Origin of the sequence: Olivibacter sp. 47 (assembly GCF_030372825.1) — a bacterium.
In the GTDB taxonomy this organism is placed as follows: Bacteria; Bacteroidota; Bacteroidia; order Sphingobacteriales; family Sphingobacteriaceae; genus Olivibacter; species Olivibacter oleidegradans.
Window position 1 is genome coordinate 5,063,719 of record NZ_JAUCNR010000001.1, and the last position, 25,062, is coordinate 5,088,780.

Sequence of the window (25,062 nt, forward strand, 5' to 3'; positions counted from 1 at the left end):
GCTTTTTATGGAAGGCAGCCTTTTATTTTTTCTACATTTTCTGCAATTGCATTTCTTCCATCGAGCCAATGAATAGTGATGCCGTCTTTCTCCATCTTTCTGAAATAAGTCATTTGCCGCTTTGCAAAGCGATGGATTTCCGTATTTAACTTGGTAAATAGCTGATTCCTGTCTATTTCTCCTAATAGAAAAGCAGTTACATATTTATATTCCAAGCCATAAAATTTAAGCTTATCAGCCGGAACGCCCGCTTCGATTAGCCCCTGTACCTCTTCGATCAATCCTGCCGCCAGTCGTTGTTCCAACCGCTGTGTTATCTTAGCACGTCGATCATCCAGAGGTAATTGGATTCCAAAAACCCGCGCATCCAAATGCTGATGCCGATTAATTGGCTCATACGGATTGACCTTTAACCAGCTGGCTATTTCAATGGCTCTAATCAGCCGCTTTTTGGTGCTGATATCGGCCTTAAATCCAATAGGCTGTGGCAAAGATAAAAAGAACTTTTCCAGCTCCTCGATATCCTTTTCCAACAGATTCATTCGAAGATTATCATTCCGAGGAATGGAGGTGAATGCATATTGCTGTAACACTGATTGTATATACAAACCTGTTCCTCCGCACAGAATGGGCGTTTTGCCCTGTGCTTGTATATTAAACCAAGCTTCTTGAAAGTCGTCTTGAAAGTGGGCTACGTGATACGAATCGCCGGCATCACGGATATTAATTAAGTAGTAATCGACGCCCTTATATTCCACCAAATCTTTGCCGGTGCCAATATCCATGCCCCTGAATACCTGTCTTGAATCCGCGCTGATGATGGCGCCGTTTATTTCTTTAGCAAGGGCAACGGCCAGGGCAGTTTTCCCTGAAGCCGTTGGACCCAAAATGCATATTAAACCACGAACTTGGTCCATTTTTCATTGCTGGCATTACTAGCCACCACATTATCGATAAAGGCCATGCCGCGTACGCCATCTTCTACCGTAGGAAAATCTAGCATTTCCGGAGTAGGCGTCTCGCCGTTTAACTTAGCAGACACGGTTAATACAAAGTTGCGGTAGATATTTCCAAAGGCTTCCAATAACCCCTCGGGGTGTCCGGAAGGAATCCGTGTATTATGTTTGGCAGCATTGCTCAAGTAAGCATTGCCCGTACGGTAAATCTGCTTCGGTTGATCAAGTAAATTCACATATAAACTATTTGGTTCTTCCTGGATCCATTCTAGCCCTCCCTCTTCACCATAAATTCTTATACGAATGGCGTTTTCCTCGCCCGCAGCAATTTGTGAAGCGATTAGTACGCCATTAGCGCCGTTGTCGAAACGTATAAGCACATTGCCATCATCATCTAATAAACGCCCTTCTACCAACGTGTTCAAGTCTGCACAGATGTCCGTAATTTTTAATCCGGTAATGTACTCAGCTAAGTGAGCGGCATGTGTGCCAATATCACCCATAGCCCCACTTTTGCCTGATCGTTTGGGGTCAGTCCGCCATGCTGCTTGCGCATTTCCTTCCCTTTCGCTCAAACGGCTTAGCCATCCTTGCGGGTATTCCACAATTACTTTTCTGATTTTACCAAGTTTATTTTCTTTCACCATGGCTCTTGCTTGCTTCACCATCGGATAACCACTATAGGTATGGGTAAGTGCCAATGTCAAACCCGTCTTTTCCACGAGGTCTCGTAATTGTTTTGCTTCTTCCAAAGTAAAAGTCATGGGTTTTTCGATAACCACATTAAAACCATTTTCCAGGGCGAGGCGAGCCGGATCGAAATGGACAAAATTGGGCGTAACTATTGTTACAAAATCCATTCGCACGTCTTCAGGTAGCTGACTTTCCTTTTCTATCATCTCTTGGTAAGTGCTGTAGACCCGACTTGGATCAACAAACAAGGCCTCCCCGGACTCTCTTGAGATTTCAGGATGTACACTAAAAGCACCGCAGACTAATTCGACTAAACCGTCCATTCGAGCGGCAATACGGTGTACTGAACCGATAAATGCATCAATACCACCGCCTACCATGCCCATACGAAGTTTTCTTTTCATTGCTATTATTTAATTAAATTGGTGTTGACATTAATACGAACACTTCCAAAAACCTTGTCTAATTGCTCGGCCTTAACGCTAAATTTGAGCCTTCGTCTCGGCCTTGCTCTTATTGTCGGCTTCGTCAAAAAAGGCGTTTTGGAAAATATCCATAAGTATTGGCCTAAAATAAAAAAAAGATCTTATAACACCTGACGCATTTTTATACTGCCCAGATTTTCTACCCAATGGACGAGATTATCCCGATTTATCCCTAAGTCGGCACATCCTTCATAATAACGAATCTTATCCGTGCCTTGAACCATAAAGCGTTGGGGAGGTAATAATCCTTCTGAGTGGAATCCTAGCTTTTCATAAATTTCTCCCGACGACCAATCCCGATCAACATAAGTCATGATGTCGCTGGGATGAAACGCTGTCGCGAAGCCTTTAAGCAGTTTGCTTAGGCCGCCTACAACCAGATGGCCGGACCGATTACAGAATCGCAACAATTCAAATGAACGGTGCTCGGGTGCCATGTCGCGCATTTTACGGCCGCTGCTAAATATCGCTATGGCCATTAACGTATCTCTATATAGAAGGCCATAGCGATATTTACCGGGAAGAGGCACCTGCAAATGATGTTCTTTTTGAAAAACCAAAGCTTCTTCTTTATTTATTCTAACCAAGGTAGTGCTACGCGCATAAACTCTGTTGGCTAAACCCAGCGCGGCCCGGATTCGAGCCATAACCACGTTGTTTCTGCTTAAAAATAAATCTTCGTCTAAATGTATTTGACGAGTAGCGAGAAGAGGTTCCTCTTTGTGTTTTACATCAAAATGGAGACTATTATAAAATTTGATGGACAAAACCCCCGACTCAACGATGACATTGGAAACGGTGGCAGATTGATCGACGATGGAGGCCGAAATACCGAACTCTTCTTTTAGTTGTTTTATTAATACATCGACACTTTTAGGCTCAGCTTCCATGCTGCAAACTTACTAAACTTGTATCTTTTCGTGCTTAATTATTTAAATGAAGGGTGCGGAGTCGGAATCGTCTATGGACTGAACGCTATCGGGCGATATCCTAACGAACGTAATGGCACATTGGTTTATCAATAAACATTTTTGTCTACCTTTGGCTTATGCGGCTTTTAGAACGTTTTCTGAGATTTGGCGAAGAGCATGACTTGATCAGTCGAGAACAGCGCACCTTGCTGGCAGTTAGTGGTGGAAGAGATTCAGTTTTAATGGTTCATTTATTTGCTAAAGCTATGCTGCCCTTTGGTATTGCTCATTGTAATTTTCAATTGCGAGGGCAACATGCTGACGCGGATGAGGAGCTAGTAAGAAATTTAGCAGCAGAAATGGAAGTGCCCTTGTTTGTCAAGCGATTTGATACCATTGCTTATGCGAGGAAGCAAGGTATTTCGATCGAAATGGCGGCCCGGGCACTGCGATATGAATGGTTTGAGCAAATAAGGTCAGACCAGCACTATCGGTATATTGCGTTGGCCCATCATCAGAACGACTCCGTCGAAACGGTATTGCTTAATTTGACCCGTGGTACCGGGATTGCAGGTTTGCACGGTATCCTCCCAAAACGAGGGGTACTGATCAGGCCGCTCCTATTTCTAACGCGCGAGGAAGTGACGCAGACAGTTTTAGAAAGAAATCTGGTTTACCGAGAAGATGAGTCTAATTTTTCTACCGATTATTTAAGGAATAAAATCCGACTGGAAGTTGTTCCACGTTTAAAGGAGATTAACCCCTCGCTGGAAAGAACCTTTCAGGAAAATAGTAGACGATTTGAGGAGATGGAAACCTTGTTAAAGAACTACAGCGAACAATTAAGGAAAAAGTTATTTGTTGAAACAACTTCCAACACCTATCAAATAGAGTTAAAAGCGCTGCAAGAGCTTAAGCCTTTACGCACGCTGCTGTATGAGTTATTCAGACCTTATCAATTTCTTCCGGAAGTCCTTGATGACCTTGTTTCGATATGGCAGAATGATAATCGAACCGGAAAGCAGTTCTTTTCCGATAGTTATAAATTGCTCCTCGATCGTGAAAATTTAATACTGCAAAAAAAAGAACCCGTTGATTTACCGCATCAATTTTTACAGCCTAATCAGGCGGTGATATGTCAAGGATTTCACTTAACGGTAAAATTGGTAGAAAAACCCGTGAAGATGAATGAATTTGGAAAAGTGGCTGTTGACGCCGATAAATTGCTTTTTCCGCTTTTGGTACGGTCTTGGCAAGAGGGAGATTGGTTTAAACCTTTAGGAATGAAGGGAAAGAAGAAGTTGAGCGACTTTTTTATATCGTTAAAAATATCGCGTTTCCATAAAAAGGAAATCCCCTTGCTTGTAAATGGCAATGGTGACATCGTTTGGGTGGTGCCCCATCGTATGGATGACCGATATAAAATTACAGACAAAACAAAAAAAGTTGCTATCTTAGAATGCATATAAAAATGGAAGAAGACAAACCTTTATTTGTTGAGAATCAATATCTTGGTCGTGACCGTGGTTGGGTCAGCGTACGATTGGTCATGGCGCTTTTTTGCTTTGCAGCTTATTATGTGAGTACGGAGCGCGAGCGAAGCGAGCAACTATTCCTCTTAGTTGGATGCATTATACTGATTGTATCAATCATTATGATGTATATGTTGCATTATCGCATTACGGTGAAGAATAAGAGCGTCATTCTACAAGGGCTGTGGACGGCCAGACTAGTAAAAATAGACCTCAATAGTATTGTTAAAGTTGAAAATGGACTCTACAGTTCATACCTTATTAATAGTCCCGTCTATAATCTTCATCAAAAAGGTAAGATCCGTTTTTACGCCGGTGGGAAAGCTGCGGTGTGGTTAACAGACAGGGACGGCTTAGTCTACGTTGTAGGAACCCAACATCCTAACGATCTGACGCGGGCTATTTTAAAGGCAAAAGAATCGTAAATTTATTGTCAATAACCAGATTTAAAAACTGATCGATATACTATTTACTTAATATTTGCGTAAGTTTGTTAATAAGGCGTGATGCTTATGTTAAGCACGCTTTATAGACGCTCGACGATTATAATTTAATGTAGATATTAATGGGTTTATTAAAAATATTATTAGCTGCTATTTTAATTTTATGGGTGCTCCGTATGCTGGTAACGGTTCTATTTCCATACCTCATGGCAATGTTCGTTGGTAAAATGCAACAGGAGGCCCAAAAGCAATACGAAAGACAAGCGGGATCTTATAGAAGTGAGAATGTTCCGAATACCGACGGCAAAGTGCGCATTGATTATGTTCCTCCCAGGACAACGAAAAGCAAGCCTTCCACAACTAATGGTAGGGTAGGTGAGTTTGTTGATTTTGAAGAAATCAAATAAAGTATCTATTCGCCCGTTTCGGCTATGTTTCGTGAAACGGAACTTATCTGATTTCTTCAGTACAAAGCCATAGACGACAAATTAAGAAAAAATGATATTTCGGGCCATTAAAAGTTCGAAATATCATTTTTTTGTAATAGGTTTGAACCTTAGCTCAAAGAATACAAAAGAATGAAGAATTGGTTCAACCGAAATGCTACTCATTTTGCCATCATAGGCATCTTTATCGTTATCTGTCTTATTTATTTTGCCCCTGCCTGGCAAGGAAAAGTGCTTCTCCAAAGCGATGTCACGCAAGCACAAGCGATGCAGAAAGAGATCATGGACTTTAGGGAAAAGGATGGTAAAGGCCCGCTTTGGACGAATTCAATGTTTGGCGGCATGCCTTCTTACCAGATATGGGTATCTTATCCAAAAAATATTGGAACGCATATCATGGCGGGGCTAAAAGGAGCGCTTCCTTATCCGATGGATGTAGTACTATTGTATTTACTGGGCGCCTATCTTTTGTTAAATGTGCTCAAGGTCAGACCTTGGCTAGCTGCCGTTGGAGCTATTGCATTTGCTTTTACTTCATACAATTTTATCTATATAGAAGCGGGGCATGCCAATAAAGCCTATGCTATTGCACTATTTGCTCCCGTCGTAGCAGGTATTCTGCTGTGCTTGCGGGGTAAAAATCTTTTGGGTGCCGCTATTTTGGCTTTATCACTTGCCCTGGAGATACGCTTTAACCATATTCAGGTAACCTATTATCTTTTTATCGCTTTGCTGATTTTGGTCGGCATCGAATTGTATCACGCGGTAAAGGAAAAAAAGACTGCAACCTTTCTAAAATCCATCGGTTTTATGGCGGTGGCGAGTTTGTTAGCCTTAGCAATCAATGCCGGCTTGTTGTGGACAACCTACGAATATTCAAAGGAATCGATTCGTGGTAAATCCAATATCACTTCCGAAACAAAAGGCTCGGCACAACAGGGAGTAAGTAAAGAATATGCCTATCAGTGGAGCCAGGGAGTGGGTGAAAGTATTACTTTTTTAATTCCGGGTGCCTATGGAGGAGGCTCTCAAAGTAAATTTGATGAGAATTCTAATACCGTGAAATTGCTAAGCAGCCAAGGTTTTGGCGCTGATCAGACTGCCGGTCTTGTGTATTGGGGAGATAAACCCATGACTTCCGGACCTTGGTACTTTGGTGCTGCGGTTCTATTTTTGTTTGTTTTAGGATTATTTGTGGTGCAAAGCCGGATTAAGTGGTGGATTTTATCGGCTACGCTGCTCAGTATTGTGCTTTCATGGGGCCGACATTTTACCCTTGTATCCGATTTATTTTTCGATTACTTCCCTTTGTACAATAAATTTAGAGCGGTTGAATCTACTTTAGTAGTAGCCTCATTCCTCATCCCAATATTAGCAATTATTGCAGTGGACGAGATTATTAAAAATGGGAAAGTGATTGAAAAGCTGGACAAAAAAATAATCTATTCCTTGGCAATTGTGGGCGGAATATCGTTGATCATATGGGTTCTGCCGGATTTATTTTTTAGCTTTCAGGCACCGAATCATCAACAACTTATTCAATCCATTTCGCAGCAAACGCAAAACAATAGTTTCGCCCAATCGCTGGGAAATGCTTTAGTACAGGACCGTGCAGGCTTGGCACGAAGCGATGCCTTCCGATCCCTGTTATTTGTCTTATTGACCGCGGGAGTCGTTTGGTTATTGGCAAAAAATAAGTTGAATGCAAAAGCGGCTACTATTGCTGTAGGCGTTCTTATTTTAGTCGATCTATGGGGTGTGGATAACCGGTATCTCAATAAGGATAGCTTTGTAGAAAAGGAACGTTTAGAGCAATCTTTCTTTAAACCGCGCGAGGTGGATAACTTAATCCTCATGGATAAAGATAAAGAATACCGGGTACTGGATTTAACTGTTGAACCCTTCAACAATGCATCGCCTTCTTATTTTTATAAAAACGTAGGAGGGTACCATGCGGCCAAGCTGATGCGTTATCAGGAGCTATTAGAACGGCAGTTTTCCAAATCCATCAATGAAGATGTGTTGGATATGCTAAACACACGCTATGTTATTACCAATAACCGGGAAGGAACATCTCAAAGTATCCAGCGACGGGATAAAGCCGCAGGAAATGCTTGGTTTGTTGATCGTGTCACTTTCGTTAAAAGCAACGAGGAAGAGATGAACGCCATTGATAGTTTTGATCCTAAGAAAGAAGCCTTTATTCATCAAGAGTTTAAGGGAAAAATTGACGAGAAGCGATTAGGACGTCCTACCAATGCGAGCATTGCGTTGACGGATTATCGTCCGGATCATTTGGTTTACGAATATACCGCTCCGAATGATGTAATGGCTGTATTCTCTGAAATTTGGTACGATAAAGGATGGAAAGCTTTTGTTGATGGACAAGAGATTCCTATTCTGCGGGCAGACTATGTTTTACGTGCAGCTCAACTTCCGGGCGGTAACCATAAAGTGGAGTTCAAGTTCGAACCGCAATCCTATTATATGGGAGAGAATATATCGTTGATAGCGTCTATTATCTTAGTGTTGGGACTGGCATTCGCTATCTGGAAAGATAAGAAGCAAGGAGTAGGGAGTTAGTTGTTAGCAGTTTGGTGTTAGTGTCTAATGAGTAAGACCTTTTATTTCATATGCCTAACACCTTAAACCTTACCCCTTTCCATTGCCTCTAGTCATTCGTTTTTCCAAATCGGATATAGTACAGCAATAAGTTCCACGCAATTACCAAATGATGCCATATATTAGGGAATAAGCCATAGTACTTGGTGAAAATCCTGAATCGCTCCATTAAGCTTTGCCGGTGCCGTTTTTTGGAAAGACCGCCAACCAAGTATTTCGCAACATATTGGTGGGTATTGACAATGCTTTTAGCTTTCTTGGCCGCCTTTAAGATCCAATCAATATCGGCACTTAGCTGATACTGCTCATCATATGGCTCTACAATTGATCTTTTCATGTAAATGGCCTGATGACTAATGGACATGCCATACTTAAAACTTTTCCAGGTAAAGTGCTCCGGCACTTTATGCCTTCGTCTACCTAAACTTTTTCCTGCATGATCAATCATTTCCGTTTCACCGTAGTAAATGTCTGCAAAAGCCTTTGAGGAAAAAATATTGCTCACTGTGTTCGGTGCATAGATTTCATCACCTGAATTCATGAATAGGAGGTAGTCGCCTGTAGCTAAGCGAATTCCTTTGTTCATCGCATCATAGATGCCCTTGTCACGCTCGCTAACAATTTTTGCAATGCCAGATTTATATTTTTCAATAACAGCAAGGGTTCCATCTGTTGAGCCACCATCAACTACAATATATTCGATATTTGGATAATCTTGTCCCAATACAGATAGGAGTGTTCTTTCGATATCCTTTACATTATTATACACAACGGTAATTACCGTTAATAGTGGGAAAAACTCTGGTGAATTTGAAAAAGACATTCCTAATATTTTTTGATGAATTGCTGCCAAAAATCCGGTTGATATTTGTTCCAGGCATGGCAGCCAAAGGGTAAATGGTGACCGGTTAGCTCGTACGATTGACGCGGTTTTCTTTCGAAGGCAAAAGAAAGTGCTTCTCGAGCCTTGGGCTTTTTAAAAGGAACAAATAGCGTCCAAATCATGTCCTCATTCTTGGGAAGCAATCTAAACATCCAGGTAGCCCAAAAACTCCATTTAATGTGGCTTTTTATCTTTCGTAGCGAAAGTCCGCCGTTTCCAACCTTGTTAACCAAGCGTTTCGAGAGGTTAATAATCGGTTTTTTTCCGGAAGTAATGGGAGGAGGTTCCAACCAAGGAGCACCGACATAATCGTACCCTTTTTCTGCCCAAGCTGATAATTCGTCACGAAATACCCAGGCATCTAACTGATAAATTAGAATATAGTCATAAGCTTGGAATGCTTCATAAAAATACTTACCCGTGAGTAGCTTACTATAACCGGTAACACTTTTGAAAAAGGAATCATCAAATCGCTGAATAGTCACGGGTTTATCGGCTAAGTTTTCATAATAGGTTGTATTGAGCGAATGAGGGGCCGCTAATATAATCGGATAGGATCCAAGCACTTCCACGCATTGCCAAAAGGCATACTTTTCATCCGGATCGGCCAGCTCTTTATATATGGGAATAACAACCGCAATCTTCATTTAACAAACCTGTTTTTGAGCTTAAACCATTGGTTAGTAACAAACTTTCGACCTCTTTTTATCCAGCTTCCTTTTCTATTCTTATAAAAATGCTTGACCATTGCTAATGCCGTAGGGTCTTCCTGCACCATTGTCGGAAAAGATGAAACAGGCTTTCTGGATGGATGCACCTGATAAGTGTCTTCTATAATAGAATGAACGCCACTGCCATCATGACCGATATTTTCTATCAACGATTTAGCCGGATACAAAACCAATCCATTTTTCAGGAAAACGGATGCGTGCCACCGAATAGCCCAAGAATCGTTTTTCCCTTTTTTAAAGTCCAATAGCTGTTTCCAATAATTTTTCATTGTACCGTCCACTGTGAAACGGTAAATCTTTTCCAAATCAAACTGCGAATATAATTGATCGATATCCGGTTCAAACTGCTCCCAGGCGCGCTTCCAGGTTGCCCAGCCCCAGCTGTTAATAGAACGTAGAAAAAAGGTTTCAGATAAGGCGTCCTTATCGCGTAGAGGAAACATATAGGCAGCAATTTGCATAACCCGGTGTTCTTTCTCATACCGTTGTAGCGCTTCATTGAAATAGCCAAGTGTATGCGGAGAGCTTAACAGGTCGTCTTCAAAGACAATAACTTTACCGTATTCATTTACAAGTTGTGTAACGCCGGCTATAATGGACTTGGCCAGCCCCATATTTTGATGACGTACTATTAATTTGATTGATTTAAAACCGCTGGATTGATTAATCAGCGCGCGAACCTGATTTACCTTTTCCTCATCTTCAATATGCTTCGCGGCATCTGAAAAGACGAATAAACGACTATCTTCTGCCAATAAATTTTCCTGGAGATATTTGAGGGTCCGTCGCGTGTGCTCAGGCCGATTATACACGAATAAAGCAATGGGTGCTGGATTTTGCATGCGATATCAATTGGTAGGTTTTTCCTTTTTTCCGAGCCGCCCGGCTAAACCGTCAGCAACTGCTATTCTGAATTCTTTATAAGCTTTATGTTTCCCGGTGATTATGCTAATCAGATAATGCCCGGTCATATATAGCCACTTGTTAAGGGCGAAGATAAATCTATTTTTTATAGCATGCCGCGAATAAAAATAAAGCCGATTTCGTACCTGGTAAAAGGTACGGAAATTCCAGAGATCGAGTATCGCCGAACGCCAAAAACGGTGTTTATAAGTAATTCCCTGAGAAATGTCTACATCGTTGATCCGACTGCCCGGAATGAGCCAGATCTCTCCACCCATCTCCGTAATCCGATTGGTATATTCAGAATCATCCACATAAACAAATAGCCGTTCGTCGGGATAGCCAATAAACTCCACGAGTCGGCGGTGTAAAAAGAGGCCGCCATATGGAACGTAGGGAAGCTTACTTGGTCGTAGAGGAGATGAATTGTAGCGATTTTGCCTCGCGAGCTTCCGGTATTGATTGCTAAAGATTCGAAAAAAATGAAAACCCATGAAATTATCGGGTACCAGATAATATTGATAAGGATCAGCTCCTTGTGCAATTAAAACGTGATTTTTACGATCGGTGCGCAGGCTGAACAGAGCTTTCCTGTCTTCAGCCAGTCGAATCGATGGCCAGGCGTTTATTAACTTTTCCAAGGCACCCTCTTCCGGTAAATTATCATCATCTAATAGCCAAACAAAGTCGGCATTGGAATGTGAAACAAAATAACCTAAGCCTGCTTTATAGCCGCCCGCAGAGCCGAGATTCTCCGTCTCCTGAAGGAGGGTAATGATAGGGCTGTTTAATTGATCAAGCTCCTTTTTAAGATCGTAGTCTGAACCGTTATCCACTACGATAATATCCACAACATATTCAAATGACAAGACACGCTCTAATATTTGTTTTAAAAAAGCCCATCGGTTTCCATAGGTTACGGTTAACACACAAACATTATATGCTATCTTTGTCATCTTATTTTATGCAAGTTTACAATAGATAAACAGAAATCGCAATTCAAAATGGGGATTATTAAACAACAAACCTTGAAGGGCACCTTCTTTTCTTATATAGGTGTTTTTATAGGTTTTGTGACCAATACGTTTATTTTAACGAAAGTACTAGATACGGATCAAGTAGGCTTAATTAATATCCTGACGTCCTTTTCGCTGATATTTGCCCAGTTTGCTATTCTCGGTTTCAATGCCACGGCACGCTATTTTCCCTATTTCCGGAATGAGAAGAACAAGCATAATGGCTATTTGTTTTTAGCCTGTGCCATTTCGTTGATCGGCTTTATTCTATTTGTCATTGGAGCCTATGCTTTTAAGGAAGTCATAATAAGTCAAAAATCCCAAGATAATAACTTGTTTCGCGATTATTATTGGTACCTCCTTCCACTCACCTTTGCAAACCTATACTTTAACATCTTTGATTTGTACTCGAGGTTGTTATATGACGCCGCAGCGGGGCGCCTCATTCGTGAATTCACCCTAAAGCTGCTCATTTTGGTATGCGTCGTTTTATTAATATTCCGTATCCTCGATTTCCGGTCGTTCATGTGGTTATGGTTATCAGCTAACCTGATGCCCATGTTGTTGATGATGATCCGATTGGTACGAAAGGGTAACTTTTCACTTAAGCCGAATTTCAACTTTTTAAATAAAGATGTTCAGCGAAATCTCCTCAACTTATGCCTATTCGGCATATTAACCGGCGCTTCGCCACTTCTCGTTGATAACATTGATCGGTATATGGTGAATAGTTACTTTGGCTTGGCCGACACGGGTATATACAGCATCGCAGCCTCTTTCGGAATTATTATCGCTTTGCCAACACGAAGTTTGTATAGCATCGCATATACCGTAATAGCCGAGTCTTGGATTAGAAAGGACATGGCCAATATCCATACCGTGTACAGGAAAAGCTGTATCAATCAATCTATTGTAGCGCTATTTCTCTTTATCCTCGTGTGGGCGAATATACATAATGCGCTGAAGGTGCTTCCACCTGATTATGCCGATGGTGTCTACATCGTTTTCTTTATTGGACTGGCCAATTTATTCGATGCGCTAACAGGGGTCAATGCTGTTATATTAGCTACCTCTCGGTACTATCGATACGACTCCTTTTTTTACCTGGCTTTAGTAGGTGTGACAATTGGCAGTAACTTGTTTTTCATACCTAAGTTTGGGATCACCGGTGCGGCAATGGCTACTGCACTTACGATGCTCATTTTCAATCTTTCGAGATACCTATTTATTTTATTTAAGTTTAAACTCCAGCCGTTTACAGTGCATAATTTGTTAGTGATCGTACTTGGCGTGCTCATTTACTGGTTCAGTACCCTGATTCCTGTTCAGCAGAATCTTTATCTGGATACCTTTATCCGTGGGGGCTTCATCACCCTGTTATATGCCGGGTCGGTCTACTTCCTTCGCTTGTCAAGCGATATTAATGACATGGTTGCTGACCTTCTTGCTAAGCTTAAACGCTCTTAATAAACTCCCGAATAAATTTCGGATGTTTTAAATTTAAAAGCTGCTTCCGGTTTTTTTCAAAAAAGGCATAATCTCCCTGTTTTACCTCATCAATGGTAAAAGGGACGTCCGTGTTTCGGCTTCCTTTTGCCACTACACCAAGCCCATAATCCATGTCTAAGGTAAATACGGTAAGATCCGGACGTGTAACGATCAAATCAGCCACCGTTTTCCAAACATCGCCGTTCCACTGTCCCTGCCAGCCAGGTAAGTCCCAGTTCCGGACTTTTTCCCGGACTTCATTAAATGATCTTTAATGGTGTAGGCGGCAGCCTCATTTAATGGGTTACAGTCGTGCATAACAATAATCCCACCTTCGTTAAGATAGTTCAAGCAGTTCTCCACGTCGCGTTTTGACTGCTCGTAAGTATGCAGTCCATCTACCAATGCTACGTCAATACCATCCTTTAAAACCTTCTTTGCATGGTGCTCAAAAAAGTAATCACTGGTATATTCGTACGTTTCGAACTTCGTTATACCTACTAAGCGTTTTATCTTGAGCGGAAAGCTGAATAAGAACTCGGGGTCAACACCTATCTTCCGTGGGCATTGTATCTTAGAGATAATGGTACCTGTTTGTACACCAATCTCCAGATAAGTTTTGGCGTTTCTTTGTTTAATAATTAAGTTAAGCACATCGAGCCTATTCATATTCACGTTGTTTAATGCAATAATAATAAAATTTACAAAGCGATACGGGTTATTCCATAAAAAAACAGGGTGGCTCGAAAGTCACCCTGTTTTTTTAAAAGTATAAAGATTACTGGAATTTCTTCGCGTTTATCTTACGCTCGTTCTCAGTCAGATAAATCTTTCTTAGACGAATATTCTGAGGCGTCACTTCAATGTATTCATCTGCTTGGATATATTCCATCGCTTCTTCCAACGAAAATTTGATCGCCGGAGCAATACGGACGTTATCGTCACTGCCCGATGCGCGCATGTTGGTTAACTGTTTCCCCTTTACAATATTGACAACTAGATCATTGTCCCGGCTGTGCTCACCTACAATCTGACCTTCATAAATGTCTACGCCGGGATCCACAAAGAAGTGACCTCTATCCTGTAATTTATCGATCGAGTAAGCAGTTGTTTGTCCTTTTTCCATCGAAACAAGTACGCCTGCCAAACGACCCGGGATCGGGCCTTTCCAAGGTTGGTAGTCTTTTATGCGATGCGCCATAACCGCTTCACCGGCAGTAGCGGTTAATACATTGTTTCTTAAGCCGATAATACCTCTTGAGGGAATTTCAAACTCTAGATGTTGCATATCACCTTTTGTTTCCATCACAAGTAACTCACCTTTACGCTGCGTTACCAATTCGATCACTTTACCTGATACCTCAGCCGGTACATCTACTACTAAGGTCTCAATAGGTTCGCATTTTACACCGTCAATCTCTTTTAAGATAACTTGTGGCTGGCCCACCTGTAATTCGTAGCCCTCGCGGCGCATGGTTTCGATCAAGACAGATAAATGAAGAATACCTCTTCCATAAACTAAGAATGCATCTGCCGAGTCGGTAGGAAGCACCTTTAATGCGAGATTTTTCTCCATTTCTTTTTGTAAGCGGTCATGCAAGTGACGCGATGTTACAAATTTGCCCTCTTTGCCGAAGAACGGTGAGTTGTTAATTGTGAACAACATGTTCATCGTAGGCTCATCGATGTGTATAACCTCCAACTGCTCCGGATTTTCAAAATCGGCAATGGTATCACCAATTTCGAAACCCTCAATTCCTACTACAGCACAAATATCGCCCGAAGGGACTTCCTGTACTTTCACCTTTCCAAGGCCTTCAAAAGTATACAGCTCTTTGACACGGGATTTCATCACTTTGCCATCACGCTTTACCAAAGACACCGGTTGATTTTCTTTTATAGTACCTCTAGCTACACGACCAACAGCAATACGTCCTACAAGGATGAATAGTCCAATGAGGTGATTTGCATCTGTAAAGTACCCTCGTTGTACGGGGCAGGAGGTATATGTTCAAGAATTGCATCCAATAGATCCGTGAAATCTTCTGTCGGTTGCTTCCAGTCTTTAGACATCCATCCCATTTTAGAGGATCCGTAAAGTACAGGGAAATCCAATTGTTCTTCTGTGGCATCCAAGTTAAAGAAAAGTTCAAAGACCTGCTCGTACACCTCTTCAGGACGACAGTTTTCTTTGTCTACTTTGTTAACGACAACAATAGGCTTTAGACCTAAGCCAAGGGCTTTTTGCGTTACAAAACGAGTTTGAGGCATCGGCCCTTCAAAGGCGTCTACTAAGAGAATAACCCCGTCAGCCATTTTTAACACACGCTCTACTTCTCCTCCAAAGTCTGCGTGGCCCGGGGTATCAATAATATTTATTTTGACGTCCTTATAACGCACCGAAACGTTTTTGGAAACGATGGTAATACCTCGCTCACGTTCCAGGTCGTTATTGTCCAGAATAAGCTCGCCTGTTTGTTCGTTGTCACGAAACAGTTTAGTGTAATGTAAAATTTTGTCAACCAGAGTCGTTTTTCCATGGTCAACGTGTGCAATAATCGCAATGTTTCTAATTTGTTGCATCCAAGTATGTATATCTCAAATTTGGGGATAAATTGCTTTATGCAATTTATCAATTTCTCATCTGCGCTTTGAGTATCAAAGAACTAAAGGGAAAATTTTGCGCAAAGGTAATTATTCCATTTGAAAAATTAAGCGCTTGGATTGCTTTTATTTTTGACGGTTTTTTCGTCTTTGTCCACTTCGTATAGCAAGCTAGTTGCTTGATTGTGAAAGGTATTTTGGTTATATTTGTATTATGGATATACAGTCGATAGTTGTTTTATTATTGTTTGCCGCGGCCGCTTTTTACCTCGGTCGCATGTTGTATAACAATCTAAAACCAAAAAAGGGAGGCACCTGCGGTTCCAACTGTAAATGCGGTATGGATTTTTCCAACATGCCGGAACAAACAAAATAGTGCCTCTTAAATAGATGTCAGGATTTATAGTTTTTGGATCAAACATACGGCATAGGCCACTACCCCTTCTTTGCGTCCGATAAATCCCATTGTTTCATTGGTTGTGGCCTTGATGGAAATATCCTCTACATCTAAGCCGCTAGCGTTGGATATATGTGCCTTCATAGCTGGAATGTAAGGCTTTATCTTCGGTGCCTCAAGACACAACATGGCATCTATATTACTAAGTTCCCATCCTTTGTTTTTTAATAATTTAATACACTCTTCCAATAGAATTAAACTACTGATGCCCTTCCATTTAGCATCTGTGTTCGGAAAATGATAACCAATATCCTCCAAATTCGCTGCACCCAATATGGCGTCACAAATCGCATGTACCAACACGTCTGCATCCGAATGTCCGAAAGCGCCTGCATGATGATCGATCTTTTCTCCTCCCAGAATAAAGGGATGATTTTCTTTTAATTGATGGACGTCGAAGCCGAAGCCTACTTTTATTTTCATGTTTGTGTTTTTGTTTTATAAGGCAGACTTGTCTGTTCATTTTGTTCATTATTTTGAAAAGAGTTCGCCTTGCCTAACTTATGGCGTGATAGATCTTCTTATAGCATGTCAAAAAAAAGCGGTTTAATTTGCTTTATGATACCTTTTTTGCCAAACTTATCAAAAACCGGCTATAAAAAAAATTATTTGATGGAAGAGATGAAAGGCTATATCATGTATTCAGCATTTGTTGGTCGGTTGCCGTTTTGTTTTAATGTGCTAATTTTGAATGGTGGTGTATTCGCATAAACTATGAAGAAAAATTTTACGCTGATTGTGCTTGCGCTTTGTGGTATTGGGCTCATGTATTCGAGCTGTAGCAAAAAGAGCGGAATGGGTGACCGATCATCAAAAACGGGAATGAAATACAACGACCCGCATAATGGTGGTTTTCAGGTCAATCGAAAAGTGAAGCCCGGTCCCGGTCCCGGACTCGTTATTATTGAGGGCGGCACCTTCGTGATGGGCGGAAGCCTAGATCAGGATCTGGGCTATGAGAACGATAATAAGCGTAGAAGAGTAACCGTTGCTTCCTTTTATATGGATGAAACGGAAGTGGCTAATGTCGATTGGCTTGAGTATCTTTATTGGCTAAATCAAAACTTTCCTAACGACCGACAGTTATATTATAACGCGCTGCCTGATACGCTGGTTTGGCGTAATCCTCTATCTTATAACGAACCCTATGTGGATAATTACCTCCGACACCCGGCTTATCAAGACTATCCTGTTGTCGGCGTTACTTGGGAGCAGGCTAACGATTACTGTGTATGGCGGACCGATCGTGTAAACGAAGAAATTCTGCGCTCGAAAGGAATCTTATTGGATTACAAAAGTAAGGCCGAAAGTGCGGGAGAGAGCACGGCGCAGCCTTTTAATACCGACATTTATTTGAATGGACAATACAAAGGTGAAGGTATAGATGGTAAAAACATGCCGAAAGACCTACGCCCGGGCGCAGAAAAAGATGCCCGGAGGCCGGTACGGTTGGAGGATGGTTTTCTTAAACAACCCTATCGATTGCCAACCGAGGCAGAATGGGAATATGCTGCCTTGGGGCTGATTGGCAATACCATCTACGGAAATGTAGAAGGTTATCGGATCTACCCTTGGGATGGTTTAGGTGTTCGTTCAGGTAAGAAAAAAACGCAGGGCCTTATAATGGCTAACTTTAAGTTAGGTGCGGGTGACAATATGGGAACGGCCGGATACTTAAACGATGCAGGTGATATTACAAAACCGGTGACAGCTTATCAGCCGAACGATTTCGGTTTATATAATATGGCCGGTAATGTGAATGAATGGGTGGGTGATGTGTATCGTAAGCTGACCTATGAAGATTTCGAAGATTTTAACCCCTTCAGGGGCAATGTCTACGTGGACAAAAAATTAGAAGATCCGGAGAAAGGCATTTATGCAAAGGACAAATATGGCCGACCAATTAAGGAGATGGCCAAGGCACCGAGGAAACAGACATGGGAAGAATTGCAGAATCAAACCGCAGCGCAAGATAGCGGTGTAAGTGCATACAATGCAGACATGAGAGGGTATAACGATGAAGTCAGCGACTCCTTATATGGTAAGACAACCTTGGTGAACAACAAATCGCGTGTTTATAAGGGCGGTTCATGGAATGATCGTGCATATTGGTTAAATCCGGCAACGAGAAGATTTATGCAACAAGATGAGTCCTCTGCAACGGTAGGCTTCCGCTGTGCCATGACGCTCGTCGGTAATCCGGAAATTCATACCAATGGCATGCCTCGTTTCAAATCAGCTAAAGTGAAAAGCGGTTTGCGAAAATCTTCAAAGGCGACGCCATAGGCAAGGGAACTTCACCTTCTAGAAAAGAAAGACATAGCTCTATTGTTTATATTTAAAATGCGGGAACGATCTGTAAAGATGTTCCCGTTTTTTGGGTCTTATGGAGAGTTACCACTGTGCACCATGGCACACTTATTATCATTACCCCATGTTTGCGGTTATGATGTAGGCGGACTAGGTGTATTTTTTGGCGAAGAGCATATTAAAAAACTTAGCTCGCAGCTGATCCCTTTGTTACAAAACGTAAAAAAAGCGACTCAAAAGGTCGCTTTTCCTATCATTTTATATGAAATTTTTACTCGAGTTCGGTATAATAAATATTTAATTTGGTCCGGAGTTCATTTTTAGCTTGTGCATCTTCCGGGTTAAAGCCTTTTAGAACAACACTGCTAGGTGCGGTAATGTCTGGCCAAAAAGGAATAGTGTTGGTCATGATCTCCGATACAGGCGCAATATAAACATCCGAATTCTGCACTTTGCCTAAAATGACGTCTTGGATATAAGAGGTTAAAGTAAACACATAACGTTTCGCTTTATCGTCGTAAAAACCACCTAAAGCAAATGGTCCCGCAGCTTGAAACTGTGAGCGCAGATCACGTACAGGCCTTGAATCACCATCTGGAATGGGCTGATTATTGCCTGAAACGTCTTTTCGGTATAGCGTCAATCGAGGTGCCGGTGTGCTTACGGTATTGCTATTGTCGTCATCCACATAAACGACCAATTCTGCCCGGTTAACGGCAATTTTCTTTCCTTTTAACTGGTCAATGTATGGAAAAGATACTTTTGTCCTCAAGCCACCCATAGCTTGTGCATAAACAGTAGTCTGATTAACAGCGGTATTGGCCAGTTGGCTTTGGATAACCGGAGAGAAACTCCTGTTTATACTGGCTGACATATACATAAAAGGAGCGCCGTTGCTGCTGCTGGATGTAGGAACCGGGATTGGAAAGACTTTGGTTAAAGTGTCCGTATCACCCTCTGCATCCGTAACACGATAGGTGACTTCCATGAAGTTCGGCGAATCTGAACTTTGCGGGTTGGTCGGACTTAAAGTCGCAAGTCCACCTATACCTTGCTGTGCATTCTTGTCGATTGTCAAGTAAAGACCTTTTGCATGATTCAAAAATCCGGTCTCCGAGTTTACAGTGGCTGAATCCAGTGTATGCGATAAAAGGCTGCCGATAAAGCTGTTATTTAGCCGTACACGCAGTTCAGGATAGCGTTTTACCGTACTATCTTGGCCGTTACTTCCTCTCACAATTACATTGATACTGTCTTTGAGGTTGAACCGGCGCAGTTGGGTGCTTGCTATATCGTCGCTCTTTACACTCCAATTTTTCGTACTATAATAGATCGTGTTGGGACTATACACCTCATCCAACTGTCTTACTTTAAGCAGGTAGGTGGATGACTGTGAATCACCGACAAAAGAGTTTCCATATCGAACAACCAGCACAGCCGAATCGATCTGAGCGTTTTGGGGGAGACGTATATCGCCACTTTCAGGCCGCAAAATGGCAAGGGCGATGTTCGCTTGCGTTTCACCGAAAACCGGATCTTTATAATACCCAAATGGAAGCTGATTGATATTGATGCTCGGGATATTACTGTTGTTATTGGCAACCCTTATGACTGATCGGGCACTATCATCACGGAGTGTAACTGTTTTGAGCGTTAACGTGTCATTTAGGGTGCCATAAAAGGAATCTCCCGGATTGTTATCTAACCCGATTCCCGCCGGATTCTTGCAACTACTTAAAATAAAGAGACTTATTAACAGCGTCAATAAGTCTCGAGTATAATACTTCATTATAAAATAATATGTTCTATAAAGCTGTGTAAAACCATTATAACGCTTGCCTGATACAGATAAAGTTACAAGGGCTTATTTCTTCCGCCTTGCTGCAGTTCAGCCTTCCTCGCTAAGCCACAGTTTCCAATTCTTCATTGGAAAATTGCTCGTAAAGGTTGGAATAATTTTCGAATTCTGCATCATTTCTGCAGTCAGTTATCGGAATTTCGCTCTTTTTAACAATATTTAACAGTTTTTCATCGATGTTTTCTTCGGATAAAACAACCGCATCGGTATAGTGAAGTGCGCCATTGTACAAACCATAATAGTCTGATGAATCATAGCTTGATAAATCTTCTGCATGCATGTTTCCCGTAAGTGCTTTATCTGCAAAACGCTCGTGCAAAGCATGCTCAAATTTATCTGCATACAGCGAATAGATGATTTTTGTGTCTTTAAAGGTTGGATCATCTTTATAGGCCGTTTTCACATAGGCAGGAATCAAAGCCGTCATCCAGCCATGACAATGCACTACATCGGGAGACCATCCCAATTTTTTAACAGTCTCCAATGCCCCTTTACAAAAAAAGATGGCACGCTCGTCGTTATCCTTAAAGAACTTACCCTCTTTGTCGGTAAATACATGTTTACGTTGGAAATACTCTTCGTTATCCAAAAAGTAAACCTGCATACGGGCAGCTGGGATGGATGCAACTTTGATAATAAGGGGGTTGTCGTTATTGTCCACTACAATATTCATCCCCGAAAGCCTGATCACTTCATGTAAACGGTTCCTGCGCTCATTAATATTGCCAAAGCGAGGCATTAAAATCCGTATTTCAAACCCTTTTTCCTGCATGGCCTGGGGTAACTCTCTTGTTATCTCAGAAATTTTGCTTAGTTCGAGGAAAGGCGACATCTCGTGGGTAATGTACAATATCTTCGTTTTTGCCATCTCCAATAAATTATATTTTAGAATTTTTGAAATGTGAGACTATCAAACACAATGAATCATACCGGTATGAGCCAGCTAAACCTATTTTTGATAGTTTATTAGTCATTAAAATAATTGCTCTAATGAAAATCGGTCTGCAAATATACGCATTATCTTATGATATATCAACGATTTATAAAAAAACCTTTGTAGTTAGGTTTAAAATGTTCAACTTTACCTCCTTGTTTTAATAACAAAAAAATTGGAAATCTTTACTACAAAAATTGCGCTGAAAGCCCATCTATCAGCGTTCAGTTCAAAGGATAAAACAATAGGTTTCGTGCCTACCATGGGGGCTTTACACGAAGGTCATTTAACTTTGATTGAGTATTCCAAGCGCGCAACCGATATTACCGTTTGTAGTATATTTGTTAATCCAACACAGTTTAATGATCCGGCTGATTTGGAAAAGTATCCGAGACCTATCGAAAAGGATGTGGCACTCCTTCAATCGGTGAACTGTGATGTCCTGTTTTTACCTACGGTGGAAGAGATGTATCCACCGAATGACGAACCTTGGTTCTTCGATCTGGGTCGACTCGACAAAATCTGGGAGGGAGCAAAAAGACCCGGACATTATCAAGGCGTTACACAGGTGGTGTACAAACTCTTTGATATTGTTAAGCCCTCGATCGCCTTTTTTGGACAGAAAGATTTTCAGCAGTGTATGGTGATTCAGTATATGGTGGATAAGCTTCATCTACCGCTGCGCCTGCAAATGGTGGATACCGTAAGGGATGCGGATGGATTGGCGAAAAGCTCCCGCAATGTACGACTCTCATCCAATGGTAGAAAACAAGCACTTTCTTTATCAAAAGCATTGTTCATGATAAAACAAGCGTTTGAAAAGGGCACAGGCCCCTTACAGGCAAAGGAGGAAGCACTAAGTTTCCTGGATAAAGTGGAAGGTGTTGAATTGGAATACTTCGCAATCTGTAATCCGAGTGACTTATCGGAAATTGATAGAAAACAACAGGACCTAAGGCCGCTTGTGGTTATATTGGCCGCTTGGGTTGATGGAGTCCGTTTAATTGATAATATAGTGTTGAAGTAAGGCTTTTATAAGCTCTTAGGTGTTAACTGTTAGCTTTGGCGTTCTAACTCCTGAAGCCTAATGCCTAAAACCTTATACCTCCCACCTTACACCTCACACCCTACACCTCTAATGGTAATCTATAGATCATATTTCCGAATAGCAGCGCATCTGTGATAGATTAAATAACAAAATGCGTATCTTTGTGCCATGATTATCGAGGTGTTGAAATCGAAAATTCATCGCGTAAAGGTTACTCAGGCAGAACTCAACTATGTGGGTAGCATTACGATTGATGAAGATTTAATAGAGGCGGCTAATATTATTCCGAACGAGAAGGTGCAGATCGTAAATAATAACAACGGTGCACGCTTTGAAACCTATGTTATAAAAGGCGAACGTGGTTCCGGTATCGTATGTTTGAATGGAGCTGCCGCGCGCTTAGTTCAAGTAGGCGACATTGTGATTATCATTTCTTATTGCCAACTCCCTATGGAGGAAGCCAAAAAGCACGAACCGATTTTGGTTTTTCCGGACCATAATAATAAACTGGTGAAATAGTTTTCATCGTCCCACTAACTTTTTCGCTATTCAATGATGCAATCGCTAAGCCTTTATTATTAGAATAATCTAATTTGATTTAAGTTCGCAATGTGATTACTTTGCATTATACAAAAGGAAGCATATGGTAAAAATATTGCTGATAGAAGACGACGGGCGCTTGGCTAGTTTTATTCGAAAGGGATTGGAGGAACAGCTTTTCTCTGTAACATGTGTTTCGAGCGGCTACGAAGCCCTGGCAGTGACGCAAGATATTTACTTTGATCTGATTATACTGGATATCATGCTTCCCGACGTATCCGGATTCCAGATATGCACTGCTATTCGCGAACGAAAAATTACAAGTCCATTAATTATTTTGAGCGCTTTGGATAATCCGGAGGAAAAGGTAAAAGGACTCCAGGCAGGAGCGGATGATTACCTCGGAAAGCCTTTTCATTTCGAAGAGCTACTTGCACGCATTAACGCGCAATTACGACGAAAATCTTTTGAAAAGGGTATTCTGGATGTACAAAAATACGCAGATCTTGAAGTCAATATTGCGGAACAGGGAGCAAAACGTGCCGGGAAGAATATTCTGCTTTCACCTCGTGAATATAAGCTTTTACTATTCCTGCTAAACAATCGAGAACGAGTGGTTTCCCGCACGCAGATTGCAGAAGCGGTATGGGATATCCATTTTAATACGCATACCAATGTGGTAGATGTATATATTAATTATCTGCGAAATAAAATTGATAAGGGCTTTGCCGCGCCCCTCATCCATACTGTGAAGGGGAGGGGGTACATGCTTAAACAAAAAGAAGAATGACGCTGAGGTTAAAACTCGCTTGGAACTCAACGCTTATTGTTACGCTTATTTTAGGAATCACGTTTACGGGGACCTATCTACTATTCAGGCAACATGTTAAGCATTCATTTTTTCTACAATTACAATCGAGGGCCTTCACAGCGGCTTTTTTTCATTTGGAGAAGGATGAACTAAATGCGCAAAAATATGAGCTGATTGAGCAGCGATATCGTGAAATTCACCGAGAATCTATTCGATTCTTCGATAAAAGCAACCGCATGGTCTTCGAGTACGATACCCTTCAATATCAACTATCAGATGAAGTACTCGGTCATGTACGACAAAAGAAAGTTTTATATTTCACTGATAATGAACGTCAATTTGCAGGTATCTTTTATCGCGACAATGAGGGGGATTATGTTGTTGTTGCTTCCGACACGGATAAGGAGGGGTTGGCTCAGCTCGATAAATTAAAACGCTATCTCTTGATATCCTTATTGTTGGGCGTTTGCCTAAGCTTCCTACTTACGCACTTACTGGCGAAGCAAACATTCCGCCCTTTTTCTCAGCTAATTCAGGACGTAAATTCCATTACGGCGAAGAATTTACACGCCCGGTTGGCTGTAGGCACAAAAGAGAAAGACGAGCTTACCGCACTAACCGAAGCGTTTAATCGCTTTCTGGAACGATTGGAAAAGGGGGTAGACAGCCAACGCAGCTTTCTAAAACACGCTTCGCATGAATTGAAAACACCTTTGGCAGCGATTATTAGCAACTTGGAGATCACCTTATCGCGTCCCCGGACACCGGACGAGTACCGGACACAGATGGGTTCAATACATGTCGATGCCCTTCATATTAAATCTATTTTGGAAGGTTTACTACTTCTATCGGGCTTGGAAGCTTCTTCCGATGTGCCATTTGCCCCCCTTCGTGTGGATGAATTATTATGGGATCTACTGGAAAAAACAAGTATTACCCATCCCGAGGCATTTATACACATCGACTTGGATCAAGTGGAACAAAAGCCCCACCTACTGGAAGTGTCGGGTAATCGCGACTTGCTAATGATCGCAATCGGCAACTTGGTCGACAATGCACTTAAGTTTTCAGACAATCAACCTGTTTTCGTACAATTAAGCGAGCATGAACAGCATCTACAGCTGATAATCAAAGACAGGGGAACAGGAATAGATCCGAGCGAATTAGCGCAGATCTTTAACTTGTTTTATCGCAGTCCGAAGAATCAGGCCATACCGGGACACGGTATCGGACTGCATTTGAGTAAGCAGATATTCGACTTACATCGCATCCAAATTACCGTTCGCTCAGCACTGGGTAGCTATACGGAGTTTGCTTTATTATTCCCATCTTTTAGGTAAGTTGGTAAAATTTCCTTATTTTAAGAGCCGCATTCATCAACATTTACCCAA

Annotated in this window: 23 protein-coding genes and 1 pseudogene; 11 read left to right on the forward strand and 13 right to left on the reverse strand. The window is 41.6% G+C overall.

The window, feature by feature from the left end:
- Positions 1-5 precede the first annotated feature (5 nt).
- The 3 genes from miaA to QT327_RS21960 all read right to left on the reverse strand — a co-directional run bounded on the left by miaA (position 6) and on the right by QT327_RS21960 (position 3,024).
- The gene (gene miaA / locus QT327_RS21950; RefSeq protein ID WP_013664906.1) at positions 6-917 is read right to left on the reverse strand and encodes a tRNA (adenosine(37)-N6)-dimethylallyltransferase MiaA; all 912 of its coding nucleotides are present in this window, start codon (positions 915-917) and stop codon (positions 6-8) included.
- Positions 896-2,053, reverse strand: coding sequence for a Gfo/Idh/MocA family protein (locus tag QT327_RS21955; RefSeq protein WP_013664907.1), 1,158 nt, complete (start codon positions 2,051-2,053; stop codon positions 896-898). The genes miaA and QT327_RS21955 overlap by 22 nt, the downstream gene beginning before the upstream one ends.
- 182 nt (positions 2,054-2,235) lie before the next feature.
- A complete protein-coding gene (locus QT327_RS21960; RefSeq protein ID WP_289554057.1) occupies positions 2,236-3,024 on the reverse strand; it encodes a hypothetical protein in 789 nt (262 codons plus the stop codon).
- 158 nt (positions 3,025-3,182) lie between these two features.
- Between QT327_RS21960 and tilS the strand changes: the two genes are divergently transcribed.
- From tilS to QT327_RS21980, 4 genes are all read left to right on the forward strand, one after another.
- Entirely contained in the window at positions 3,183-4,514 is a 1,332-nt protein-coding gene (gene tilS / locus QT327_RS21965) for a tRNA lysidine(34) synthetase TilS (RefSeq protein WP_289554058.1), read from the forward strand.
- Between the two features lie 2 nt (positions 4,515-4,516).
- On the forward strand, positions 4,517-5,002 hold the full coding sequence (locus tag QT327_RS21970) for a hypothetical protein (protein ID WP_242627104.1): 486 nt from the start codon (positions 4,517-4,519) through the stop codon (positions 5,000-5,002).
- Positions 5,003-5,142: 140 nt separating this feature from the next.
- Positions 5,143-5,427, forward strand: a complete 285-nt coding sequence (locus tag QT327_RS21975; protein WP_289554059.1) for a DUF4834 family protein — start codon at positions 5,143-5,145, stop codon at positions 5,425-5,427.
- A 171-nt stretch (positions 5,428-5,598) separates the two neighbouring features.
- A complete protein-coding gene (locus QT327_RS21980) occupies positions 5,599-8,049 on the forward strand; it encodes a YfhO family protein (RefSeq protein ID WP_130854461.1) in 2,451 nt (816 codons plus the stop codon).
- An 88-nt stretch (positions 8,050-8,137) separates the two neighbouring features.
- Here QT327_RS21980 and QT327_RS21985 read toward each other — a convergent pair whose 3' ends face one another.
- From QT327_RS21985 to QT327_RS22000, 4 genes are read right to left on the reverse strand one after another with little or no spacing between them, the layout of a single operon-like run.
- A complete protein-coding gene (locus tag QT327_RS21985; RefSeq protein ID WP_041387199.1) occupies positions 8,138-8,911 on the reverse strand; it encodes a glycosyltransferase family 2 protein in 774 nt (257 codons plus the stop codon).
- Positions 8,912-8,913: 2 nt separating this feature from the next.
- The gene (locus QT327_RS21990; protein WP_013664914.1) at positions 8,914-9,618 is read right to left on the reverse strand and encodes a DUF5672 family protein; all 705 of its coding nucleotides are present in this window, start codon (positions 9,616-9,618) and stop codon (positions 8,914-8,916) included.
- Positions 9,615-10,544 (reverse strand): glycosyltransferase family protein, encoded by a 930-nt coding sequence (locus QT327_RS21995; protein ID WP_013664915.1) that lies wholly within the window; start codon positions 10,542-10,544, stop codon positions 9,615-9,617. Before QT327_RS21995 ends, QT327_RS21990 begins: the two co-directional genes overlap by 4 nt.
- A 6-nt stretch (positions 10,545-10,550) precedes the next feature.
- Positions 10,551-11,561, reverse strand: a complete 1,011-nt coding sequence (locus QT327_RS22000) for a glycosyltransferase (protein WP_289554060.1) — start codon at positions 11,559-11,561, stop codon at positions 10,551-10,553.
- Between the two features lie 48 nt (positions 11,562-11,609).
- Here QT327_RS22000 and QT327_RS22005 point away from each other — a divergent pair, with 48 nt between their 5' ends.
- Positions 11,610-13,088 (forward strand): lipopolysaccharide biosynthesis protein, encoded by a 1,479-nt coding sequence (locus tag QT327_RS22005; protein ID WP_289554061.1) that lies wholly within the window; start codon positions 11,610-11,612, stop codon positions 13,086-13,088.
- Here the strand turns inward: QT327_RS22005 and QT327_RS22010 are convergent.
- The 3 genes and pseudogenes from QT327_RS22010 to typA form a co-directional block, all read right to left on the reverse strand.
- Positions 13,075-13,293: a hypothetical protein gene (locus QT327_RS22010; RefSeq protein WP_289554062.1), complete on the reverse strand. Its 219-nt coding sequence runs from the start codon at positions 13,291-13,293 to the stop codon at positions 13,075-13,077. The genes QT327_RS22005 and QT327_RS22010 overlap by 14 nt on opposite strands.
- Positions 13,281-13,778 carry a class I SAM-dependent methyltransferase gene (locus tag QT327_RS22015; protein ID WP_289554063.1) on the reverse strand — a complete coding sequence of 166 codons (498 nt, stop codon included), beginning with the start codon at positions 13,776-13,778 and terminating at the stop codon, positions 13,281-13,283. Before QT327_RS22015 ends, QT327_RS22010 begins: the two co-directional genes overlap by 13 nt.
- 109 nt (positions 13,779-13,887) lie before the next feature.
- Positions 13,888-15,692: pseudogene (typA, locus tag QT327_RS22020) on the reverse strand (translational GTPase TypA).
- A 235-nt stretch (positions 15,693-15,927) separates the two neighbouring features.
- Here typA and QT327_RS22025 point away from each other — a divergent pair.
- Positions 15,928-16,089 carry a FeoB-associated Cys-rich membrane protein gene (locus QT327_RS22025; RefSeq protein WP_083812281.1) on the forward strand — a complete coding sequence of 54 codons (162 nt, stop codon included), beginning with the start codon at positions 15,928-15,930 and terminating at the stop codon, positions 16,087-16,089.
- A 24-nt stretch (positions 16,090-16,113) separates the two neighbouring features.
- Here QT327_RS22025 and ispF read toward each other — a convergent pair whose 3' ends face one another.
- Positions 16,114-16,593 carry a 2-C-methyl-D-erythritol 2,4-cyclodiphosphate synthase gene (gene ispF, locus QT327_RS22030; protein WP_013664920.1) on the reverse strand — a complete coding sequence of 160 codons (480 nt, stop codon included), beginning with the start codon at positions 16,591-16,593 and terminating at the stop codon, positions 16,114-16,116.
- Between the two features lie 291 nt (positions 16,594-16,884).
- On the opposite strand from ispF, the gene QT327_RS22035 reads away from it, so the two are divergent.
- Positions 16,885-18,456 (forward strand): SUMF1/EgtB/PvdO family nonheme iron enzyme, encoded by a 1,572-nt coding sequence (locus tag QT327_RS22035; protein WP_013664922.1) that lies wholly within the window; start codon positions 16,885-16,887, stop codon positions 18,454-18,456.
- A 295-nt stretch (positions 18,457-18,751) separates the two neighbouring features.
- On the opposite strand, the gene QT327_RS22040 is transcribed toward QT327_RS22035, so the two are convergent.
- Entirely contained in the window at positions 18,752-20,269 is a 1,518-nt protein-coding gene (locus tag QT327_RS22040) for a DUF4270 family protein (RefSeq protein ID WP_289554064.1), read from the reverse strand.
- Between the two features lie 112 nt (positions 20,270-20,381).
- Positions 20,382-21,206 carry a glycogen/starch synthase gene (locus QT327_RS22045; protein ID WP_013664924.1) on the reverse strand — a complete coding sequence of 275 codons (825 nt, stop codon included), beginning with the start codon at positions 21,204-21,206 and terminating at the stop codon, positions 20,382-20,384.
- 241 nt (positions 21,207-21,447) lie between these two features.
- On the opposite strand from QT327_RS22045, the gene panC reads away from it, so the two are divergent.
- The 4 genes from panC (at position 21,448) to QT327_RS22065 (ending at position 25,011) form a co-directional block, all read left to right on the forward strand.
- Positions 21,448-22,299, forward strand: coding sequence for a pantoate--beta-alanine ligase (panC, locus tag QT327_RS22050; protein ID WP_289554065.1), 852 nt, complete (start codon positions 21,448-21,450; stop codon positions 22,297-22,299).
- Positions 22,300-22,488: 189 nt separating this feature from the next.
- Positions 22,489-22,839 carry an aspartate 1-decarboxylase gene (gene panD, locus QT327_RS22055; protein ID WP_013664926.1) on the forward strand — a complete coding sequence of 117 codons (351 nt, stop codon included), beginning with the start codon at positions 22,489-22,491 and terminating at the stop codon, positions 22,837-22,839.
- A gap of 124 nt (positions 22,840-22,963) precedes the next feature.
- Positions 22,964-23,650: a response regulator transcription factor gene (locus QT327_RS22060; protein ID WP_289554066.1), complete on the forward strand. Its 687-nt coding sequence runs from the start codon at positions 22,964-22,966 to the stop codon at positions 23,648-23,650.
- Positions 23,647-25,011, forward strand: coding sequence for a HAMP domain-containing sensor histidine kinase (locus QT327_RS22065; RefSeq protein WP_289554067.1), 1,365 nt, complete (start codon positions 23,647-23,649; stop codon positions 25,009-25,011). Before QT327_RS22060 ends, QT327_RS22065 begins: the two co-directional genes overlap by 4 nt.
- The last annotated feature ends 51 nt before the right edge of the window (positions 25,012-25,062 follow it).

Bases quoted from the DNA above. Each gene is read 5' to 3' on its own strand.
- QT327_RS22000 (WP_289554060.1), bottom strand. From the start codon at position 11,561: ATGACAAAGATAGCATATAATGTTTGTGTGTTAACCGTAACCTATGGA.
- miaA (WP_013664906.1), bottom strand. From the start codon at position 917: ATGGACCAAGTTCGTGGTTTAATATGCATTTTGGGTCCAACGGCTTCA.
- QT327_RS22040 (WP_289554064.1), bottom strand. From the start codon at position 20,269: ATGAAGTATTATACTCGAGACTTATTGACGCTGTTAATAAGTCTCTTT.
- QT327_RS21990 (WP_013664914.1), bottom strand. From the start codon at position 9,618: ATGAAGATTGCGGTTGTTATTCCCATATATAAAGAGCTGGCCGATCCG.
- QT327_RS22045 (WP_013664924.1), bottom strand. From the start codon at position 21,206: ATGGCAAAAACGAAGATATTGTACATTACCCACGAGATGTCGCCTTTC.
- QT327_RS22025 (WP_083812281.1), top strand. From the start codon at position 15,928: ATGGATATACAGTCGATAGTTGTTTTATTATTGTTTGCCGCGGCCGCT.
- QT327_RS21980 (WP_130854461.1), top strand. From the start codon at position 5,599: ATGAAGAATTGGTTCAACCGAAATGCTACTCATTTTGCCATCATAGGC.
- QT327_RS21995 (WP_013664915.1), bottom strand. From the start codon at position 10,544: ATGCAAAATCCAGCACCCATTGCTTTATTCGTGTATAATCGGCCTGAG.
- QT327_RS21975 (WP_289554059.1), top strand. From the start codon at position 5,143: ATGGGTTTATTAAAAATATTATTAGCTGCTATTTTAATTTTATGGGTG.
- QT327_RS21970 (WP_242627104.1), top strand. From the start codon at position 4,517: ATGGAAGAAGACAAACCTTTATTTGTTGAGAATCAATATCTTGGTCGT.
- QT327_RS21985 (WP_041387199.1), bottom strand. From the start codon at position 8,911: ATGTCTTTTTCAAATTCACCAGAGTTTTTCCCACTATTAACGGTAATT.
- QT327_RS21955 (WP_013664907.1), bottom strand. From the start codon at position 2,053: ATGAAAAGAAAACTTCGTATGGGCATGGTAGGCGGTGGTATTGATGCA.
- tilS (WP_289554058.1), top strand. From the start codon at position 3,183: ATGCGGCTTTTAGAACGTTTTCTGAGATTTGGCGAAGAGCATGACTTG.
- QT327_RS22065 (WP_289554067.1), top strand. From the start codon at position 23,647: ATGACGCTGAGGTTAAAACTCGCTTGGAACTCAACGCTTATTGTTACG.
- ispF (WP_013664920.1), bottom strand. From the start codon at position 16,593: ATGAAAATAAAAGTAGGCTTCGGCTTCGACGTCCATCAATTAAAAGAA.
- QT327_RS22035 (WP_013664922.1), top strand. From the start codon at position 16,885: ATGAAGAAAAATTTTACGCTGATTGTGCTTGCGCTTTGTGGTATTGGG.
- QT327_RS22015 (WP_289554063.1), bottom strand. From the start codon at position 13,778: ATGAATAGGCTCGATGTGCTTAACTTAATTATTAAACAAAGAAACGCC.
- panD (WP_013664926.1), top strand. From the start codon at position 22,489: ATGATTATCGAGGTGTTGAAATCGAAAATTCATCGCGTAAAGGTTACT.
- QT327_RS21960 (WP_289554057.1), bottom strand. From the start codon at position 3,024: ATGGAAGCTGAGCCTAAAAGTGTCGATGTATTAATAAAACAACTAAAA.
- QT327_RS22005 (WP_289554061.1), top strand. From the start codon at position 11,610: ATGGGGATTATTAAACAACAAACCTTGAAGGGCACCTTCTTTTCTTAT.
- QT327_RS22060 (WP_289554066.1), top strand. From the start codon at position 22,964: ATGGTAAAAATATTGCTGATAGAAGACGACGGGCGCTTGGCTAGTTTT.